The organism is Sphingomonas sp. GW821-FHT03E12 (assembly GCF_059420685.1).
In genome coordinates, this window is the sequence record NZ_JBWKUF010000003.1 from 1 (window position 1) to 18,565 (window position 18,565).

General features: G+C 66.7%; 20 protein-coding genes. 10 read left to right on the plus strand and 10 right to left on the minus strand.

Translation table 11 applies throughout. The features are described from left to right. Positions 1 to 78, minus strand: a 78-nt coding sequence (locus AC07TU_RS09545) for a hypothetical protein (RefSeq protein WP_495188374.1), incomplete at its 3' end; no start/stop codon positions are given. A gap of 442 nt (positions 79 to 520) precedes the next feature. On the opposite strand from AC07TU_RS09545, the gene AC07TU_RS09550 reads away from it, so the two are divergent. The 3 genes from AC07TU_RS09550 (at position 521) to AC07TU_RS09560 (ending at position 4,805) form a co-directional block, all read left to right on the plus strand. Further along, the gene (locus AC07TU_RS09550) at positions 521 to 1,924 is read left to right on the plus strand and encodes an EAL domain-containing protein (protein WP_495187677.1); all 1,404 of its coding nucleotides are present in this window, start codon (positions 521 to 523) and stop codon (positions 1,922 to 1,924) included. After that, positions 1,924 to 4,350, plus strand: a complete 2,427-nt coding sequence (locus tag AC07TU_RS09555; RefSeq protein ID WP_495187678.1) for a hybrid sensor histidine kinase/response regulator — start codon at positions 1,924 to 1,926, stop codon at positions 4,348 to 4,350. The genes AC07TU_RS09550 and AC07TU_RS09555 overlap by 1 nt, the downstream gene beginning before the upstream one ends. Before the next feature lie 62 nt (positions 4,351 to 4,412). Next, positions 4,413 to 4,805 (plus strand): response regulator, encoded by a 393-nt coding sequence (locus AC07TU_RS09560; RefSeq protein ID WP_066581509.1) that lies wholly within the window; start codon positions 4,413 to 4,415, stop codon positions 4,803 to 4,805. 450 nt (positions 4,806 to 5,255) lie between these two features. Here the strand turns inward: AC07TU_RS09560 and AC07TU_RS09565 are convergent, their stop codons facing one another. The 8 genes from AC07TU_RS09565 to AC07TU_RS09600 all read right to left on the minus strand — a co-directional run bounded on the left by AC07TU_RS09565 (position 5,256) and on the right by AC07TU_RS09600 (position 11,337). Beyond that, positions 5,256 to 5,960 carry a 2OG-Fe(II) oxygenase gene (locus AC07TU_RS09565; RefSeq protein ID WP_495187679.1) on the minus strand — a complete coding sequence of 235 codons (705 nt, stop codon included), beginning with the start codon at positions 5,958 to 5,960 and terminating at the stop codon, positions 5,256 to 5,258. 87 nt (positions 5,961 to 6,047) lie between these two features. Further along, a complete protein-coding gene (locus tag AC07TU_RS09570) occupies positions 6,048 to 6,914 on the minus strand; it encodes an RcnB family protein (RefSeq protein WP_495187680.1) in 867 nt (288 codons plus the stop codon). 104 nt (positions 6,915 to 7,018) lie between these two features. After that, positions 7,019 to 7,534, minus strand: coding sequence for a (2Fe-2S)-binding protein (locus tag AC07TU_RS09575; RefSeq protein WP_495187681.1), 516 nt, complete (start codon positions 7,532 to 7,534; stop codon positions 7,019 to 7,021). A gap of 57 nt (positions 7,535 to 7,591) precedes the next feature. Beyond that, positions 7,592 to 7,831 (minus strand): hypothetical protein, encoded by a 240-nt coding sequence (locus AC07TU_RS09580; protein ID WP_495187682.1) that lies wholly within the window; start codon positions 7,829 to 7,831, stop codon positions 7,592 to 7,594. Between the two features lie 14 nt (positions 7,832 to 7,845). Then, a complete protein-coding gene (locus AC07TU_RS09585) occupies positions 7,846 to 9,450 on the minus strand; it encodes a pilus assembly protein TadG-related protein (RefSeq protein WP_495187683.1) in 1,605 nt (534 codons plus the stop codon). Further along, positions 9,447 to 9,857, minus strand: coding sequence for a TadE/TadG family type IV pilus assembly protein (locus AC07TU_RS09590; protein ID WP_495187684.1), 411 nt, complete (start codon positions 9,855 to 9,857; stop codon positions 9,447 to 9,449). Before AC07TU_RS09590 ends, AC07TU_RS09585 begins: the two co-directional genes overlap by 4 nt. Positions 9,858 to 9,976: 119 nt before the next feature. Continuing rightward, positions 9,977 to 10,426: a MaoC family dehydratase gene (locus AC07TU_RS09595; RefSeq protein WP_495187685.1), complete on the minus strand. Its 450-nt coding sequence runs from the start codon at positions 10,424 to 10,426 to the stop codon at positions 9,977 to 9,979. A gap of 50 nt (positions 10,427 to 10,476) precedes the next feature. Beyond that, the gene (locus AC07TU_RS09600; protein WP_495187686.1) at positions 10,477 to 11,337 is read right to left on the minus strand and encodes a LysR family transcriptional regulator; all 861 of its coding nucleotides are present in this window, start codon (positions 11,335 to 11,337) and stop codon (positions 10,477 to 10,479) included. A gap of 96 nt (positions 11,338 to 11,433) precedes the next feature. On the opposite strand from AC07TU_RS09600, the gene AC07TU_RS09605 reads away from it, so the two are divergent. Continuing rightward, entirely contained in the window at positions 11,434 to 12,585 is a 1,152-nt protein-coding gene (locus AC07TU_RS09605) for an isovaleryl-CoA dehydrogenase (protein WP_495188375.1), read from the plus strand. Continuing rightward, positions 12,582 to 12,929: a hypothetical protein gene (locus AC07TU_RS09610; protein ID WP_495187687.1), complete on the plus strand. Its 348-nt coding sequence runs from the start codon at positions 12,582 to 12,584 to the stop codon at positions 12,927 to 12,929. Before AC07TU_RS09605 ends, AC07TU_RS09610 begins: the two co-directional genes overlap by 4 nt. A gap of 1 nt (position 12,930) precedes the next feature. Here the strand turns inward: AC07TU_RS09610 and AC07TU_RS09615 are convergent, their stop codons facing one another. Further along, positions 12,931 to 13,269: a DMT family protein gene (locus AC07TU_RS09615; protein WP_495187688.1), complete on the minus strand. Its 339-nt coding sequence runs from the start codon at positions 13,267 to 13,269 to the stop codon at positions 12,931 to 12,933. A gap of 48 nt (positions 13,270 to 13,317) precedes the next feature. Between AC07TU_RS09615 and AC07TU_RS09620 the strand changes: the two genes are divergently transcribed. The 5 genes from AC07TU_RS09620 (at position 13,318) to AC07TU_RS09640 (ending at position 18,548) form a co-directional block, all read left to right on the plus strand. Next, positions 13,318 to 14,919, plus strand: coding sequence for a carboxyl transferase domain-containing protein (locus tag AC07TU_RS09620; protein ID WP_495187689.1), 1,602 nt, complete (start codon positions 13,318 to 13,320; stop codon positions 14,917 to 14,919). Positions 14,920 to 15,026: 107 nt separating this feature from the next. Beyond that, positions 15,027 to 15,416: an endonuclease domain-containing protein gene (locus AC07TU_RS09625; RefSeq protein ID WP_495187690.1), complete on the plus strand. Its 390-nt coding sequence runs from the start codon at positions 15,027 to 15,029 to the stop codon at positions 15,414 to 15,416. Beyond that, complete coding sequence (locus AC07TU_RS09630; RefSeq protein WP_495187691.1) at positions 15,413 to 15,790, plus strand: RidA family protein; 378 nt, start codon at positions 15,413 to 15,415, stop codon at positions 15,788 to 15,790. Before AC07TU_RS09625 ends, AC07TU_RS09630 begins: the two co-directional genes overlap by 4 nt. Continuing rightward, positions 15,787 to 16,671 (plus strand): hypothetical protein, encoded by an 885-nt coding sequence (locus tag AC07TU_RS09635; protein ID WP_495187692.1) that lies wholly within the window; start codon positions 15,787 to 15,789, stop codon positions 16,669 to 16,671. The genes AC07TU_RS09630 and AC07TU_RS09635 overlap by 4 nt, the downstream gene beginning before the upstream one ends. Further along, positions 16,668 to 18,548, plus strand: a complete 1,881-nt coding sequence (locus tag AC07TU_RS09640) for an acetyl/propionyl/methylcrotonyl-CoA carboxylase subunit alpha (protein WP_495187693.1) — start codon at positions 16,668 to 16,670, stop codon at positions 18,546 to 18,548. Before AC07TU_RS09635 ends, AC07TU_RS09640 begins: the two co-directional genes overlap by 4 nt. The last annotated feature ends 17 nt before the right edge of the window (positions 18,549 to 18,565 follow it).

Below are 18,565 nucleotides of genomic sequence, written 5' to 3' on the forward strand. Positions count from 1 at the left end.
CACTTCGTGCCCGAAATCCGAGAAACACGCCCCCGATACCAGACCCACATAGCCCGTGCCGATCATCGCTATTCGCACGCCAAAGCCCTTTCGCTGAACGTCAGCGCGCTCTTAGCGCAACAGGGTGGGACGGCAAGGGGCGGCTGCCGGTGCGGGCCCGCGGCTGCTGCGGTGCTTCAGGCGCAAAAAAGGCGCGATCCGCAAGGATGCGCGCCGCCTTCAGCGTTTTCATCGTCGAGAAGAGAGCCCGGACGGGTCGAGGACCGCGGACCATCCGCGGCGCCGCCCACCCGGGCTATCCGGGATTACCAGGGGCGAAGCGACTCGCCGTAGCCTTCCCGAAACAGGAAATCGAACATTCATTTTCTCCCATCGTGCGCATTACGCGCACAATCGGATGCTTAATAGAATTTTAACTCTAAATCAAGATTCTCTGACAGCGGTGGACAGGAGGGGCGCCCCGCGGCGATCGTTTCGTCCTTAAGAGTTCCTTCAAGAGTGGGAGTTATTCGCGGATCCGATGTCCGAGCGTGTCGAACCCGCCGAAGTCACGAATTCGCCATTCCTGGCGGATGACGCCGCGTCGTCAGGACTGCCGGCGCGGCTGGATGTGCCCATGCCGATGGCGCTTTCGCGCAAGCATGGCGCGGTTGTCCGCCGGGACGGGGTCAATGGTCCGGCTGCGGGGCTATGGCGGGCGCTATCGCTTTGCGAAATCTCGAATTTTCAGTCACTCCGCCGGCATCTCGGCCGGCCCCGTGCGGACACGCTGGTGCGCGATCTGGCCGACCATATCGGACGGATAGAGCCCGATGTCCGGATTGCCGCGGCCGGCCGCTCGCTGCTCGAAATGTCGTTCGAAGCCGATTCGGCCGAATCCGCGACCGCCGTGATCGAACGGCTGGCGCGCGAATTCACCCGCACCATCGATCTGGATGGCGAGCGGCATGTGATTCAGCTCCGCTGGGGCATCGCGGTGGCACCGGCGGTCGAGGATGACGAGGTCCGGCTGACCGAGGCTGCGGAATCGGCGCTGGCACAGGCGCGCGCCGAATCGCGGATCGTGACGCTTGATCTCTCGCAGACCGACATCGCCTTCGACCGGCTGGCGCTGATCCGCGAATTGCCCCGCGCGATCAGCTCGGGGCAGCTGTTCCTGCAATATCAGCCCAAGGTCCATGTCCGGAAGGAAGCCGTCACCGGCGCCGAGGCGCTGGTGCGCTGGCGGCATCCGGTGCGCGGGCTGATCCTGCCCGGCGACTTCATCTCCGCCGCCGAAGAAGGGGGCGAGATCGCCGGCCTCACGCTGTGGACGCTGCGCCAGGTGATTGCCGATCAGCAGGTGCTGGCCGCGCACGGGTACGACATGCCCGTGTTCATCAATATTTCGGGCGTGCTCCTGGCCGATGCCGCATTCGTGACCGAGGCGTGCCGGATCATCCGCGAGACCGGCGCCAAGATCGGGTTCGAGATCACCGAGACCGCGGTGATCCGCGATCCGGACAGCGCGATCCGTCACCTCCAGTCCTTCTCGGAGATCGGCATCCCGCTGGCCATCGACGATTATGGCGCGGGGCTTTCCTCGCTCGCCTATCTGAAACAGCTCCCCGCGACCGAGCTCAAGATCGACAAGATGTTCGTGATGCAGCTGACCAGCAGCAACCGCGATCCGCTGATCGTCCGCTCGACCATCGACCTTGCGCACGCGCTGGAGATGGAAGTGACTGCGGAAGGCGTGGAGACGCCGGCCGCATTGGCGCTGCTGAGCGTGATGGGCTGCGACATGGTTCAGGGCTTCCTGATCAGCCGTCCGGTCGCGCTCGACGCCTTCATCCGGTTCCTCGACGAGGAAGGGCACAAGGCGGCGTCGGCGATCCGGCCCACCTTTGCGCGGCCGGAGGGCTTTTGGCGCAAGAGCGGCTGATGCGCCGGCTTCTTTCCATCCTTGCGGCGCTGACGCTGGGGCTGTCGGTCCCGGCGGCTGCGCAGCAGAGCGCGGCGGACACGCTGAACGACCGGGCCAAGGCGGCGATGATGGCAGAGCCGGACGAGGCGTTGAAGCTTGCCGGCGAAGCCGAGCAGCGTGCAGCCGCGATCGCCGATCCGCGCGCAAAGGCGACCGCGACCGCCACCGCGCTGTGGCTCCAGAGCGAAGCATCGATCCGCACGCGCAATGCCGATGCGGCGGCGCCGCGAATCACCCGCGCGCTCCGGCTGATCAGCGCCTATCCCGAACCCAGCAAGCTTCGTGGCGATTTGCTCATCGCCCGCGCGGGCGTTCAGCAGGACCAGCTGCGGCCGGCCGAGGCGCTGGCGTCGCTCCAGGAAGCGTTCAACATCTTCGGCGCGGTGGGTGAGAAAAGGAGCCAGTCGATCGTCCTGCAGACGATCGCGAACCTCTATACCGAGGCCAATGATTTCGCGAGCGCCGACAAGTATTTCCGGCAGGCGGCCGAGATCTACGAGGGCGATCCGCGCCTTTCGCTGTTCCTCTACAACAATCGCGGCAACGTGCTGCTGCGGCTGGAGAAACCGGCCGAGGCGGTGGCGCAGTACCGGCGTGCGCTCGCGACGGCACGGTCGTTGAACAGCGCGACGCTGCTGCCGCCGATCCTGATCAACCTGGCGCGCGCGCTCAATCACGACAAGAAGATCGACGAGGCCGAAACCGTCATCGCCGAGGCGCAGCGGCTGATCGCACAGGGCGCGTCGCCCAATTCGGAACCCCTGCTGCTGGCGGTATCCGCGCAGCTTGCCTTTGACCGGCACAATCTCGACCGGGCGAAGAGCCTGATCCAGCGGAGCTTTGCCGGCGTCGATCTGGCCACCACGCCGATCGCGATGCGCGACGCGCATCTGATCGCCTATGACATCTACAGCGCCCGCGGCGAGAGCCAGATGGCGCTCACCCACCTCGAGCGCGTGCGCAAGCTGGGCGACGAGGCGGCGCAGCTCGCAACCTCGACCAGCACCGCGCTGATGGCCGCGCGCTTCGACTATGCCAATCAGGAACTGCGCATCGCGAACCTGAAGGCGGACGAGGCGCGGCGCGAGGCCGAGTTCCAGCGCACCCTGTTGTTCGGGGTGGGCGGTGCGACGCTGATCATCATCACCTTGCTGAGCATCGGCCTGTTCACGATCCGCCGCAGCCGCAACCAGGTGCGCGCCGCGAACGTCGAACTGGGCGAGACCAACGTCGCGCTCGAAAAGGCATTGAAGGCCAAGACCGAGTTCCTCGCGACGACCAGCCACGAGATCCGCACCCCGCTCAACGGCATCCTCGGCATGACCCAGATCATGCTGCGCGACCCGACCGTGCCGGCACAGACGCGCGACCGGCTGGGGATCGTGCACGGCGCGGGCATGACGATGCGCGCGCTGGTCGACGACATTCTCGACGTGGCGAAGATGGAGACCGGCAACCTGACGGTCGAGCTGGCCGCCGCCGATCTGCACGCGATGCTGCGCGACGTGACGCGGATGTGGGAAGAGCAGGCGCGCGGCAAGGGGCTCGACTTCAGGCTCGAGACCGACGGCGCGCCGGTCTGGGTCGAGACCGATGCCGGACGGCTGCGGCAGATGCTGTTCAACCTGCTCTCGAACGCGCTCAAATTCACCGAGAAGGGAACGGTCGCGGTCAAGGCTTTGGCGGCGGACGGGCGGTTGCGCATCGCGGTGTCCGACAGCGGGATCGGCATCCCGGCGGAGAAGCATGAGGAGATCTTCGAATCCTTCCGCCAGGTCGATGCGGGCACCACGCGCAAGTTCGGCGGGACCGGGCTGGGGCTGGCGATCGTGCGCAATCTGGCGCGCGCGCTTGACGGTGAGGTGTCGGTCGCGAGCGTGGAAGGCGAAGGGACGACCTTCACCATCGACCTGCCGCTGATCGAGGCCGCGGCGCCGGACGGTGCGGGCGCAGCGGACGGGCCGGGCGAACCGGTTGTGGTGCTGGACCGCAACCCGATCGCGCGCGGCATGCTGCGCACCTTGCTCGAACCGCATTTCTCCGCGGTCCAGTTCGCCGCGACTCCCGACGAAGCGCTGGCGATGCTGCCCGGCACCGGACCGGTGCTGCTGCTCGGCGAGGAAGCGACGCTCAAGGCGGCCGGGGAGGATGCGGTCGCGATTCTGGCCGACCTCAACAAGGCGGCGAAGGAAAAGGGCGCACGGACCGCGGTGCTCTGGGTCAAGCCGGACGACGCGATGCTCGCGGCGCTGGCGGAGGCCGGCGCCGACACCGTGGTTGCCAAGCCCGTTGCCGGCGCAGCGCTGATCGAGGCGCTTGTCGCAGGACGCCCACAAAATTCTGGGCCATCCGCCGCAACCCGGCTTGTGTCACAAGCGGCTTAAGACGATAGCACACATATGATATCCTCAGCTCGCGACGCCAACGAGATGGGCACGGCCCGCACATGAATATCCTGTTTATCGAAGATGACCCGATGAACCGCCGTGTCGTTCGCGACATGCTCGACGTGGCCGGCGCGTCGATGGCCGAGGCGGAGCATGCCGAAGAAGGGCTGCGGCGCATCGGCGCGGAGGATTTCGACGTCGTGCTGGTCGATCTGCGCATGCCGGGGATGGACGGGATCGAGGCGATCGAGCGCATCCGCGCGCGCGACGACGCCAAGGCCGAGCTGCCGATCATCGTGGTCACCGCCGATACCGCGATCGACCTGCGCGAGCGCTGCCTGACCGCGGGTGCGGACGAAGTGCTGTTCAAGCCGGTGGCGATGGACGCGCTGTTCGATACGATCGGCCGCGTGCTTGCGCTGCGCAGCGGCGGCGACGGGATGCTGCTTTAGGCCGTAGACTCAATAAGAGCGGGTTGTCCGGAAGCGACCCCATTGCGGACATGGATGACGGTATCATACCAAATGGCAGCCAGCCTTCTTGCTGCTGCCATAGGAAGGGCCACCCGTGACCGAACGATCAACACTCATGTTCGTCCTAATAGCGCTCTATCTCGGATCGATCGTTCCAGACGAAATGGGAGCGCGCGCATTCTACGCGCTTCTGGGCGTGGGCTGGGCGACGTACTTAATTTGGACAGCCGTCGCGTGGCGTCGCGGTGAGAAAATCTTTATCTGGCAGCATTGAGGCGAGTGAGGCTCGTTTGTCCGCTCTTCACCCACGGACTGACCGTTTCCCACCCAATCTCGGACGTTTAGTCCTTGTGCCGAAAGCGGTCGTTATGGGCTCACGACCTGGTTTGATTGCGGTTCAGCGACGCTGAACACAGCGCAACTGCCCGATCAGTACGTCTTGATCGGCATGTTGATCCAGGGAAACTCCCGGAACCATTTGGTGATGATGTATTTGGTGCCCTTCACCACCGGGCTGCCCTCGTGCAGCGTGCCGGGGTTGGGGGAGCCGTCGGGCTTCATGTTGTTCCAGGCGAGCAACAGGCCGCGCTTGGGCATCACGCGGATTCCGGCCTGGGGGAACCAGGTCGCGCCGCCTTCCTCGACTTCGTTGAGGTAGATCATCGCCGTCCAGGTGCGCTGGCCGCCCGAAGCCTTCATCGCGGTCCAATATTCCTGATTCTCGCTGAACCAGTCGTAATGCGGACGGAATTGCTGGCCGGGGGCGTAGCGCTGGCCCTGCATCGTCTCGCCATGTTCGGGGGGGACGCCCAGCAGGTTCGCCATCCGCTCGTCCAGCGGGCGCACCTCGGGCGACCAGCGGTTGAGATCGCAGCTCTCGCTGGTGCGGAACTCGGGGTCTTCCGAAGCCGCGAGCAGCGTCGAGGGACGGCGATTGGCGTCGATCAGCCGCATCAGCGTGTCGCACTCGGCATCGCTGAGGAAGCCGGGATAATAGTAGATTTGCGCGGCATCGACCTTGGCCTTGCGGATCGCCGGATTGGCTTCGAGCCGGGTCGTGACCTGTTGCCCGGCGCGCGCGCGCGTCATCGAGGCGCCGCCCTGTTTCGGTTTCGGTTTGGCGAAGATGCTCATCATCGCCAACTTGCCGAGGGCGCCGCGAAACGCAAGAGGCCCGGCCGTTGCCGGCCGGGCCTCCGCGCGTGACGATCGATAAGGGGCTTACCAGAAGATGTCGTATTCCACGTCGACGACCTCGCCGGTGTAGATGTCCACCAGCAGCGCGTCGTTATAGTAGCGCACCCAGCGATACGGGCCATAGGCCGGGGGCAGGCGATAGTAGAACGGATCGTTGATCCAGTAGCTGGACGAGTACAGCATCGCGCCCAGCGTCAGCCCGATCGAGAAGCGCTGATAGCCGTAATTATAGCCGCGGGGAGCATAATAGCGCGGCAGCCGGTAGATGTTCCGGTTGCGGGTGCGATAGTCGCCCCAGTCATAGCGGCGGTCCTGCCGCCAGCCGCGATTCCAGTTGCCGCCACGGTCGCCCCGCCAGTCGCGGCGGTCGTCCCGGCGGTCGTTGCGCCAGTCGCGCCGGTCGTCCCGGCGATCCCCGCGCCAGTCGCGGCGGTCGTCCCGGCGATCGTCGCGCCAGTCACGGCGGTCGTCACGGCGGTCATCCCGGCGATCCTGACGCCAGTCGCGCTGACCCTCGGGCCGGTCCGGACGGACTTCAGGGCGAGTCTCGCGACGGTCCTGACGCCAGTCGCGCTGGCCGTCGGGGCGCTGCTGACGCCATTGCGGCGTTGTGCCTTCCGGCCGCTCGGGGCGCTGGAACTGCGGCTGCTGCGCACGCTGCTGCTCGCGCTGGGCACGAAACTGCTCGCGCTGCGCCTGGAACTGCTCGCGCTGCTGCGGCGTGCGCTCGGCACGGAACTGCTCCCGCTGAGCGCGGAACTGCTCGCGCTGCTGCTGCCGCTGTTCGCCGCCGCCGTCGCGGCCGCGCCACTGGCCACGCTCTTGTGCGACCGCCATGGTGGGGGTCAGGATGGTCGCGCCGATCAGGGCGGCCAGAACAAACTTCTTCATCTCGGTCCTCCGCTCCGGCAGAGCGCCGGCGTTCAGAATAACCCGCTAATGCACCGAGTCGGCTGACACGCGTCTGAATTGCGCTGACAGCATTGCGAAAGGATTCAGGTTTCGGGCTCGACGGTCGTCTGCTGATCGTCGGGTTCCTCCGGGGAGCTGTCATCCTCGCCGCGGGCAAGCCGTGCCGCGCGTCCCACGGCTTCGACCAGCCGGGGATAGATACCGCAGCGGCAAAGGTTGGTGATCGCGGCCGCGATATCCTCGTCCGACGGATTGCGATTCTTCCGCAGCAGTGCGGACGCCGCCATCACCATGCCGGGAATGCAGTAACCGCACTGGCCGACATTGGCGGCCAGGAAGGCGCGCTGAACCGGATGCGCGCGATTCTCCGCCAGCCCTTCGATGGTGGTGACGAAACTGCCCTCGATCGCGCCGATCGTGACCTGGCACGACCGCACGGCAGCGCCATCGATATCGACCGTGCAGGCGCCGCAATCGCCGGTGCCGCAGCCATATTTGGTGCCGGTCAGGTTCGATGCGTCGCGCAGCGCCCAGAGCAAGGGGGTGCTGGCGTCGAGCTTGTACTGGACGGGCTGGTTGTTGACGGTGAACCGGGTCATGCGGCGCATACCCTAGCGGATGCCGCACGAAACCCAAGCCCGGGCGGCATGGCTCGCTCAGCCGGGGAAGAGCAGCTCGAGCATGCGCCGCAGCAACGCCGTCAGCGAACGCGGTCTGGTTCCCGCCTTGGCCGCGAGCAGCTCGGCGACCATGTCGTAATGTTCGGCCATTTCGGCATGCACCTGCCGCTCCCGATCGGAGTCGGCGTGGCGGATGCGCCGCCGCTCCTCGCGTGCGCGCTCGCGGAAGAAGCGGATGTCGCACGGATAGGCGCGGTCGAGCGTGAGATGCTCCATCTTCTCCCCCTCGCTCATACCATCAGCACCGGCTTGCCGCAGCGATAGCCATCGACGCGCACCTGCGCCGTGCCGATGCTGAGGCCTGCGACCCCCAGCAGCTGGAACAGGGTGGTCTCAAGCAACGGGGCGGACTGGAGCAGCTTCGCCACGATCTGGTTCTCGCCGGGAAGGCCCAGCCCGAGGCCGAGTCCGAGCACGTTCACATCGATATCGGTCGACGCCAGCATCGTGCCGAGCAAGGTCGAGACGCCGTCGGTCGTCGCGATCGACTTGGCCTGATGGGCGGCGATCTCGGCCTTGGTGAAGGTCATGTTCTGCCAGCTCGACGATTCGAGTGCGCCGTACGCCTTGGCATCGACCGAGATCAGCGGCGCGCGGATCAGCGGGGCGGGGGTGAGCGCGGCGGCGCTGGACGGGATCGAGTCGGTGACGGCGAGGTCGGCGATGGCGAGCTTCGCCACACCGGCCTTGGCCCGCACCGCGGCGGTATCGCGCGGTGCACAGGGCAGCGCGTCGAGGACCGCGCGCGCGGGCGCGACTTCGGCGGCGAGCGGCAGCTTGACCCCCAGGCCAAGCAGCGGCCCGACTTCGGCAACCAGATTGATCCGCGCCTGCGCGGTGTTCACCTCGATCCCGCCCTGGTCGTCGACCGCCATCCACGGGCTCGACTGCATCGATTCGCCGACCTTGATCTCGGCGCGCAGCGAGGCGAGGCCGGGCACGCTGCCGGCAAGGTCGAGCGAGACGACATGATCGCGATTGACCACCGAAAGCAGGCCGCCCAGCAGTTCGTTGGCCTTCACCTTCGCGAGCAGCGCCGAAGCGCCTCCGCTGCCGGCCGTTCCCGCGCCGGCCATGTCGAGCCCGATCAGGTCGCCGAGCTTGATCGACCGTGGCGCCCCGTTGATCCCGGCGGCGACCGCGCCCAGCCCCTGACCGCTGCTCACATCGTCGAGCGCGCGCAGCAGGGCGGGGAGCTCGATCGTCTGCGTCAGCATCTGGTCATAGCTGATCGCGCCGAGATTGGCGCGCACCGCGACCGCATCGAGAAAGGTGAACAAATTGACGTCGACATTGGCCAGTCCCTGGTAGCTGACCAGCGACAGGCCGACGGTGGATCCGGTAAGTCCGCGCGTCAGGCTGTTGACCAGCCCGTTATCAAAGGAAGCCACGCCCGACCCGATCGAGATCGCGCCAAGATTGCGGCGGCCTGCGACCGCGCTGACCCGAGAGTCGTTGAAATGCAGGCCCAGCGCGCGGAGGAAGTAGCTGGGATTGGGATAGGTCGTGGTGACGCGCACCGCTTCCCCCATTGCGCCGGGGGTGAAGGTGCGTGCGGTGCCGCTGCCCGCGACCGCGCCGGTCGCCACCTGGGTGGATGCCGATGGCTCGACCCGGTTTGCGGTCAGCACGTTGCGTGCGCGCGTATCGGCGCTGGACAGATCCTGCACGGCGGAGAGCGCAGCCGCGTCGACCGCGCCCTGCATCCGCCGCCGCTCCAGCGCGACCGCGCCGACATCGATGGCGGCAGCGGTGGCGGCCAGCAGAAACGGGAAGGCGCCGGCCGCGAGCATCGCGGCGGTCCCGCGGTGATCGCGCCGGAGCGAGCGGGTCACGTCTCGTCCCCCAGAATTACGCAGTCGCGCGTGATGGTCGCGGGCGGCAGCGGCAAGAGCTTCGAGAAGCCGAAGATCGGAAGCCAGGTCGCGTCATAGGAAATCCGGACGCGCAGCCGCCCGCCGGCCTGCTCGGTCGCGCTGACTTCGCTCAGTCGTTCGGCACGGACGAGGAAGTAGGACGGGCCGTTCGTATTGACATAGCCAGTAACCAGCGTCCGGCGTTCAGTCAGCGTTGCGCCGGCAATACTATGCCGCGCGGCGTCCGCTGCCAGTTGCTGAACAGAATGCGCCGCGCCAAAGTAAAGGCCGTAGCAGATCATTCCCATCAGCAATGATATAAGCACAGGCAGCAAGATCGCGAATTCTATGATCGCAGTGCCGCGGCGTTCCGAAACCAGGCGCATAGTACTGCTCCCTGTTTACAGGGATGTATATACGCCGATTAGGTTAACGAATTATCGTTCTGGGTAATGGGGTATCTCTGAAACGGAAGGCGTTATCTTCCGAAACGGAGGATATATACTCAACCACGCGCCTGTAGCAGGGCGCTGCGCAGGCAGGTGCAGACCGCCTCGTCGCGCTGGTTCAGCATGATATGCCGGAAGGTGACGATGCCCTGTCCCGGCCGCGATTTCGACGGGCGAAGCTCGACCACTTCGGTCTCGGCGCGCAGCGTGTCGCCAATGAAGACGGGTTTGGGCATCCGCACTTCGTCATAGCCCAGATTGGCGACCAGCGTGCCCAGCGTCGTATCGCCGACCGAAATGCCGATCAGCAGCGCGAAGGTGAAGGTGCCGTTGACGACGATCCGGCCGAATTCGGTCGCGCCGGCATATTCGGCGTCGAGATGCAGCGGCTGCGGATTGTGGGTGAGGGTGGAGACGAGCAGGTTGTCGGTCTCGGTCACCGTGCGGCGCAGGTCGTGCACGATCCGGTCGCCCACCTGCCACTCGTCGAAATAGCGCCCGGCCATATGCTGCTCTCCCTTGATTTGCGCCTCACATAGCGCTGCTTCGTCGCCTGTCAGCCCCCGAATTGGGTGCGCAACGCATCCGTGACCGGCGCCGAAGCCTCGCGGATCGCGGCGGTGTCGTCGCCCCAGGTCAGCGCCAGCGTGCGCGTGGCGCCAAAACCGAGCAGCGCGGGACTCGCGACGCCGGGGTGCCGGTGCGACTCGGGAATCACCGTCGCGCCCAGGCCTGCTGCGACCATCTCCAGCGCGCGGTCGTCATTGGTCGTGCGCAGCGCGAAGAAGGGGCGGATGCCGCGCCGGGTGAAATAGCGGCTGGTCTCCGACAGCGCCTCGCAATTGCGGCGGACGATCATTGTCTCCCCCGCCAGGGCTTCTCCCGGAATCGCGGCCTCGCCGGCGAGCGGATGCGAAGCGGGCAGGGCGAGGACAAAGGCTTCGGTCCGCAGCGGCTCCATCTCCGCCCCCGGCTCGCTTTGTGTCGCGGTGAGCGCGAGGTCGATCCGCCCGCGCGACAAATGCTGCGACAGCGCTGCGGCATTGCCCTCGACCAGCTCGACCGCCAGTTCGGCGCGGCCGGCCAGCGCGACGAAGGCGGCCAGTTCCGCACTGGCGATCGTGTTCAGCACCCCCAGCCGCAGCGTGCCGCCTGGCGCCAGCCCGTCGATCGAGGCCTGTGCCAGGTTGAACTCGCGCTCGATTCGCCGCGCATGCACGGCAAAGCGCGCGCCGGCCTCGGTCAGCTCGACGCGCTGGCTGTTGCGGCGGAACAGCTTCGCCCCGGTTTCGCGCTCCAGCTTGGCGATGCCGGCAGAGAGGGTGGGCTGCGAGACATTGGCCTGCGCGGCAGCCGCCGTGAACGTCCCGCTATCGATGACGGCAAGGAAATAGCGCAGCAGATAGCGGTCGATCATAGATGTCATCTATGCTGTTGCGCGTTGCCTTTCAATTTTTCTCCGTCGCATTCACCCGCTAAGCTGCGGCAAAAGTCCCAGGAGAGCCTGATGAGCCTGCCCCAGATGGATTTCGCGCTGAGCGAGACCGCGGAGATGATCCGCGACACCACCCAGCGTTTCGCGAAGGAGCGGATCGAGCCGCTCGCCGCGAAGATCGACGCCGACGACTGGTTCCCGCGCGACGAGCTGTGGACCGCGATGGGTGAGCTCGGCCTGCACGGCATCACCGTCGACGAGGAATTTGGCGGCCTCGGTCTCGGCTATCTCGAACATGTCATCGCGTGCGAGGAAGTATCGCGCGCCTCGGCCTCGATCGGCCTCAGCTATGGCGCGCACTCCAACCTCTGCGTCAACCAGATCAGCCGCTGGGCCTCGCCCGCGCAGAAGGCGAAATATCTGCCCAAGCTGATCTCGGGCGAGCATGTCGGCAGCCTCGCCATGTCCGAAGCGGGCGCGGGGTCGGACGTCGTCAGCATGAAGCTGCGCGCCGAGCATAAGGGCGACCGCTACGTCCTCAACGGCACCAAATTCTGGATCACCAACGCGGCCTATGCCGACACGCTCGTCGTCTATGCCAAGACCGGCGAAGGCTCGCGCGGGATCACCACCTTCCTGATCGAGAAGGACATGCCCGGCTTCAGCATCGGGCAGAAGATCGACAAGATGGGCATGCGCGGTTCGCCCACCGCCGAACTGGTGTTCGACGATTGCGAAGTGCCCGAGGAGAATGTCATGGGGCCGCTCAACGGCGGCGTCGGCGTGCTCATGTCGGGCCTTGACTATGAGCGCACCGTGCTCGCCGGTATCCAGCTCGGCATCATGCAGGCGTGCCTCGACGTCGTCCTGCCGTATCTGCGCGAGCGCAAGCAGTTCGGCCAGGCGATCGGCAGCTTCCAGCTGATGCAGGCCAAGGTCGCCGACATGTACGTCGCGCTCAATTCGGCGCGTGCCTATGTCTATGCGGTGGCGCAGGCATGCGACGCAGGCAAGACCACGCGCTTCGATGCCGCGGGCGCGATCCTTCTGGCCAGCGAGAACGCCTTCAAGGTCGCGGGCGAGGCGGTTCAGGCGCTGGGCGGTGCGGGCTATACCAAGGACTGGCCGGTCGAGCGCTTCCTGCGCGACGCCAAGCTGCTCGACATCGGCGCGGGGACGAACGAGATCCGCCGCATGCTGATCGGCCGCGAGCTGATCGGCGCGGCGTGATCTGGCTCTGGGCCTCTGCAGCGTTGATGGTTGCGACGGGGATCACCCATTCGATCCTCGGCGAGGCGAAGCTGATCGGCCCGATGCTGCGTGCCCGTCACGGCGTGCTGGCCGGCGGCTTTGCCCGCACGATCATCCGCTATGCCTGGCACGTCACCAGCGTCTTGATGGCCGCCACTGCGATCGCCGTCGTCTGGCCCGGCACACCGGTTGCGCTGATCCGGGCGATCGGCGCGATCTGGCTCGCGCTCGGTCTGGTGAGTCTCGTCTGGACGCGCGGCAAGCATGTCGGCTGGCCGGTGCTGAGCGCCGCGGGCATTTGCGCGCTGGCCGGCGCGGCGTGAGCTATTTCCCGACGAACAGGAAGGCGACGCCGCCCATGATGCACACGAACGCCGCGGCGTGGCGCCAGTGCAGCGCTTCACCCAGCACCACGACCATGAACACCCCGAACACGGTGAGCGCGATGGCTTCCTGGGCGATCTTGAGCTGGCCCGGCGTCCAGCCCGCCAGATATCCGACGCGATTGGCGGGTACTGCAAAGCAATATTCGGCTCCGGCGATTGCCCAGGAGATCAGAATGACGGTCAGAAGGGGCTTGTCGAGGCCCGCTTTTCCCAGATGCCAATACCAGGCGATGGTCATGAGGATGTTGGATGCGATGAGCAGCAGGATGGTCGCCATGAAGTCCCCCTTTGCGCCGCTGTGCGCTGCCCGTGCGGAGTGCGCAAGATGAGCGCGCCCGTCCTCAAATCCGCACTCTCCCCTGAGGATGAAGGCTTCCGCGCCAATGCCGCGCATAATCGCGCGCTGGTGGAGCGGCTCCACGCCGATGTCGCTCAGGCTGCACTTGGCGGGAACGAGAAGTCGCGTGAGCGCCACACCTCGCGCGGCAAGCTGCTCCCGCGCGAGCGCGTCGAGCGGCTGCTCGATCCCGGCTCGCCTTTTCTCGAGATCGGCCAGCTCGTCGCGTGCGACATGTACGAAGGCGAAGTCCCCGGTGCGGGCATGATCGCGGGCATCGGCCGCGTCTCGGGCCGGCAGGTCATGATCGTGTGCAACGACGCGACGGTGAAGGGCGGCACCTACTACCCGATGACGGTCAAGAAGCATCTCCGCGCGCAGGAGATTGCCGAGGCCAACCGGCTGCCGTGCATCTACCTCGTCGACAGTGGCGGCGCGAACCTGCCGCATCAGGCGGAGGTGTTCCCTGACAAGGAGCATTTCGGCCGCATCTTCTTCAACCAGGCCAACATGTCGGCCAAGGGCATCCCGCAGATCGCCTGCGTGATGGGCAGCTGCACCGCGGGCGGCGCCTATGTTCCGGCGATGTCGGACGAGAGCGTGATCGTGCGCAATCAGGGCACGATCTTCCTCGCCGGTCCGCCGCTGGTGAAGGCCGCGACGGGCGAGGAGATCTCGGCCGAGGATCTGGGCGGCGGCGACCTCCACGGCCGCAAGTCGGGCGTGGTCGATCATGTCGCCGAGAATGACGAGCATGCGCTGACCATCGTCCGCGACATCGTCAGCCATCTCCCGCGCGACCGTACCCCGGATGTCGCGATCCTCGACCCGCGTCCGCCCAAATTCGACGCCGAGGAGCTCTACGGCATCGTCCCCACTGACGTTCGCGCGCCGTACGATGTGCACGAAGTGATCGCGCGCCTCGTCGACGGCTCGGAGTTCCACGAGTTCAAATCGCTCTACGGCTCCACTTTGGTGTGCGGCTTCGCGCACATCTGGGGCATGCCGGTCGCGATCCTCGCCAATAACGGCGTGTTGTTCAGCGAGAGTGCCGTGAAAGGCGCCCACTTCATCGAGCTCGCCTGCCAGCGCCGTATCCCGCTGCTGTTCCTCCAGAACATCTCGGGCTTCATGGTCGGCGGCAAGTATGAGGCGGAGGGCATCGCCAAGCATGGCGCCAAGCTCGTCACCGCCGTCGCCACCGCCAGCGTGCCCAAGATCACCGTGCTGATCGGCGGCAGCTTCGGCGCGGGCAATTACGGCATGTGCGGCCGCGCCTATTCGCCGCGCTTCCTGTTTAGCTGGCCCAACAGCCGCATCAGCGTGATGGGCGGCGAACAGGCCGCCTCGGTCCTCGCCACGGTCCATCGCGACGCCGACAAATGGTCGGCCGAGGAAGCCGAAGCCTTCAAGGCGCCGATCCGCCAGAAATACGAGGATGAAGGCAATCCCTGGCACGCCACCGCGCGCCTGTGGGACGACGGCATCATCGACCCGGCCCAGACCCGTGACGTCCTCGGCCTCGCCTTCGCCGCGACGCTCAACGCGCCGGTGGAGGAGGGAACCCGCTTCGGCGTGTTCCGGATGTGAGGGAAGCAGCCATCCCTGAAAATCCTCCCCGGAACGGGGAGGGGGACCGCTCGCCGCAGGCGAGGGGTGGAGGGGGCCCCGCTGTCCTCAAGCAGCCCGTTCGCCAGGTGAAGCGCGCCCGCAAACTCCGGAAGGAAATGAGCCTGCCCGAGGTAGTGTTGTGGAAGCAGCTTCGAGCGCGCCCGGCGGGTTATCGCTTCCGCAGACAATTCCCGATCACGCCCTACACCGCGGACTTTGCTTGCCTCTCCGCACGGCTGTTGATCGAGGTTGACGGTGAGGCGCACGAGCGCGGCGATCAGCCGCAACAGGATAGCGCGCGTGACCATTTCACTGCAGATCAGGGGTTTCGCACGCTGCGGCTCCCTGCCGCTGAAGTCCTGAGCAATATGGAAGGCTGCGTCACCGCAATCGTGATCGCGTGCCGTGAGGCGGGGCCCCCTCCACCGTCGCTTCGCGACGGTCCCCCTCCCCGTGCCGGGGAGGATTCTATATGACCCCCATCAACGCCCCCGACGCCCCGCAACCCGGTGGCAGCTATGCCCAGGCGATGCTGGTCGATCCGGGCGCATCGCTGCTGTTCGTCAGCGGCCAGATCCCCGTCGACACCGCCGGAGAAGTCCCCGCCGACTTCGCCGCGCAATGCCGCCTCGTCTGGCGCAACGTCGAAGCCCAACTCGCCGCGGCAGGCATGGGCTTCTCCAACCTCGTCAAGGTCACCACCTTCCTGAGCGATCGCGGCTATCGCGAAGAAAACTCCGTGATCCGCCGCGACATCCTCGGCGATCATGCCCCTGCGCTCACCGTGATCGTCTGTGACATCTACGATCCCGCCTGGCTGCTCGAGATCGAAGCGGTAGCGGCGAAATGATCGCGGGAAAGGGCCTCGCCGCAGCCGCGCTGCTGCTCACCGGTGCCTCTACCGCGCCGCAAGCGCCTGTGCGCTGGACGCCCGACGCGATCTCCACCCCCGGCTACGAGGCCAGTCCGGCTTTCTCCCCCGATGGCCGCGAACTGATCTACCTCGCCGCCGATGCCAGTTTCCGCGGCTGGCACCTCCTCATGACACGATGCATCGACGGCGCCTGGAGCAAACCCGTCCCGCCGTCCTTCGCCGGTCCCGCCGGGACCTTCGACGCCGACGCAGGCTACACGCCCGACGGCAAGGGCGTTTATTTCGTCTCGACCCGCCACGATCCGAAGGGCGAGGATTTCGACATCTACCATGCCGCGCGCAGCCCGGATGGCAGCTTCGCCGCCCCCGTGCGCCTGCCCGCGCCGGTCAACTCGCCCCAGTCCGAGCTGCTCCCGCGCATCGACGCTGCCGGCAACCTCTATTTCGGCTCCTCGCGCCCCGGCGGGCACGGCCAGAGCGACATCTATGTTGCGCAGCAACAGGCCGGCGCGTGGCAGGTCCGCAACCTCGGCGCGCCCGTCAGCACCGCCGCCAACGAATATGAGGCGGAAGTCTCGGGCGACGGCAGCACGCTGATCCTCGTCGCCGACCGTGGCGACCGTTCGCACCTCTATCAGTTCCGCAAGCAGGGCGGGGTCTGGCGCGAAACCGGCCGCATCCCCGCGCGCGCCGACGTGTTCCAGGTCGGCCCGCTGCTCTCGCCCGATGCGGAAAAGCTGCTCTTCGCCCAGGCATCGCAAGACCGTTCGGGCGAACTCTACCTCACCGATCTCAAGCCCGGGAGCCGCGAAGCCTGGCCCCCGCCATGCGGCGCACCAGCAGGAAGCAAGCCATGATCAACTCCCTCCTCATCGCCAATCGCGGCGAGATTGCCTGTCGCATTATCCGCACCGCGCGCCGGCTCGGCATCCGCACCGTCGCGGTCTATTCGGACGCCGACGCCCACGCACTCCACGTCCGCAGCGCCGATCAGGCCGTCCACATCGGCGGCTCGCAGGCACGCGAATCCTACCTAATCGGCGAGCGGATCATCGCCGCGGCAAAGGACACCGGCGCCGAGGCGATCCACCCCGGCTACGGCTTCCTCTCGGAGAATGCCGACTTCGCCGAAGCGGTGGTCGCCGCCGGGCTGATCTGGGTCGGCCCGCATCCCGACAGCATCCGCGCCATGGGCCTCAAGGACGCCGCCAAGAAACTGATGCAGGACGCCCGCGTCCCGGTCACCCCCGGCTATCTGGGGGAGGATCAGTCGCTCGACCGCCTCCAGCGCGAAGCCGACAAGATCGGCTATCCCGTCCTCATCAAGGCGGTCGCGGGCGGTGGCGGCAAGGGCATGCGCCGCGTCGATGCCGCCGGGGACTTCGCCGACGCGCTCGCATCGTGCCAGCGTGAGGCTGCCTCGTCCTTCGGCGACGATCGCGTGCTGATCGAGAAATACATCCTCGCCCCGCGCCATATCGAGGTGCAGGTGTTCGGCGACACCCATGGCAACATCGTCCATCTGTTCGAACGCGACTGCTCGATGCAGCGCCGCCACCAGAAGGTGATCGAGGAAGCGCCGGCGCCCGGCATGGACAAGTCGGCGCGCTTCGCTGTGTGCGAGGCGGCGGTGAAGGCGGCGCGCGCGGTCAACTATGTCGGCGCAGGCACGATCGAGTTCATCGCCGACGCCTCGCAGGGCCTCCATGCCGACCGCATCTGGTTCATGGAGATGAACACCCGGCTTCAGGTCGAGCATCCGGTGACCGAGGCGATCACCGGCGTCGACCTCGTCGAATGGCAGCTCCGCGTCGCCAGCGGCGAGCCGATCCCGCTCAGGCAGGAGCAACTGTCGATCAATGGCCACGCGATCGAGGCGCGGCTTTATGCCGAGGATCCCGCGCGCGGCTTCCTGCCCAGTACCGGCAAGCTCGAAGTGCTCGATTTCCCGGTCAATGCACGCGTCGATACCGGGGTCGAGGCGGGATCGGTAATCTCGCCCTTCTACGATCCGATGATCGCCAAGCTGATCGTCCACAGCGACACGCGGGAGGAGGCGATCGCCGCGCTGCGGTCCGAGCTCAGCTACCTCACCGTCTGGCCGGTGCGCACCAATGCCGGCTTCCTGTTCCGCCTGCTCGGCGATGGCGATTTCGAGCAGGCCCGGCTCGATACCGGGTTGATCGAGCGCCGCGGCGAAGCACTGACGATCGATCCGCTGCCGACCGCTGCCGATCTCACGCGCGCAATCTACTGGCTCGAGCAGGATGTACCCGACGACACGCTGCTCATGGCACATGGCCTTGAGGGCTTCCGCCTCAACCGCGGCCCGGCAACCGGACGTGCGGTCAGCGTCAATGGCGAGCGTGTGGCGTTCGAAGCCGATCACGGCGACATCGCCTCGCATTTCTACGGCCATGAGCGCGACGGTGCCGCACTGCTCGTCCATGGCGGCGCCACCTTCCGTGTCACCGCCGATCGCACCGACGGCGCCGCGGGCGCAGCCGCGGGTGACGGCTCGATCCTCGCCCCGATGCCCGGCCGCATCGTCTCGGTCGAGGTTGCCGAGGGACAGGCGGTCACTGCCGGCCAGAAGCTGCTGGTGCTCGAAGCGATGAAGATGGAACAGGCGCTCACCGCCCCGTTCGACGGCACGATCGAAACCCTCAACGCCGTCGCCGGTGCGCAGGTTCAGGTCGACGCGCTGCTGGTGAAGGTCGCGAAGGGGGAGTGAAGGGCGGCCTGTCCGGC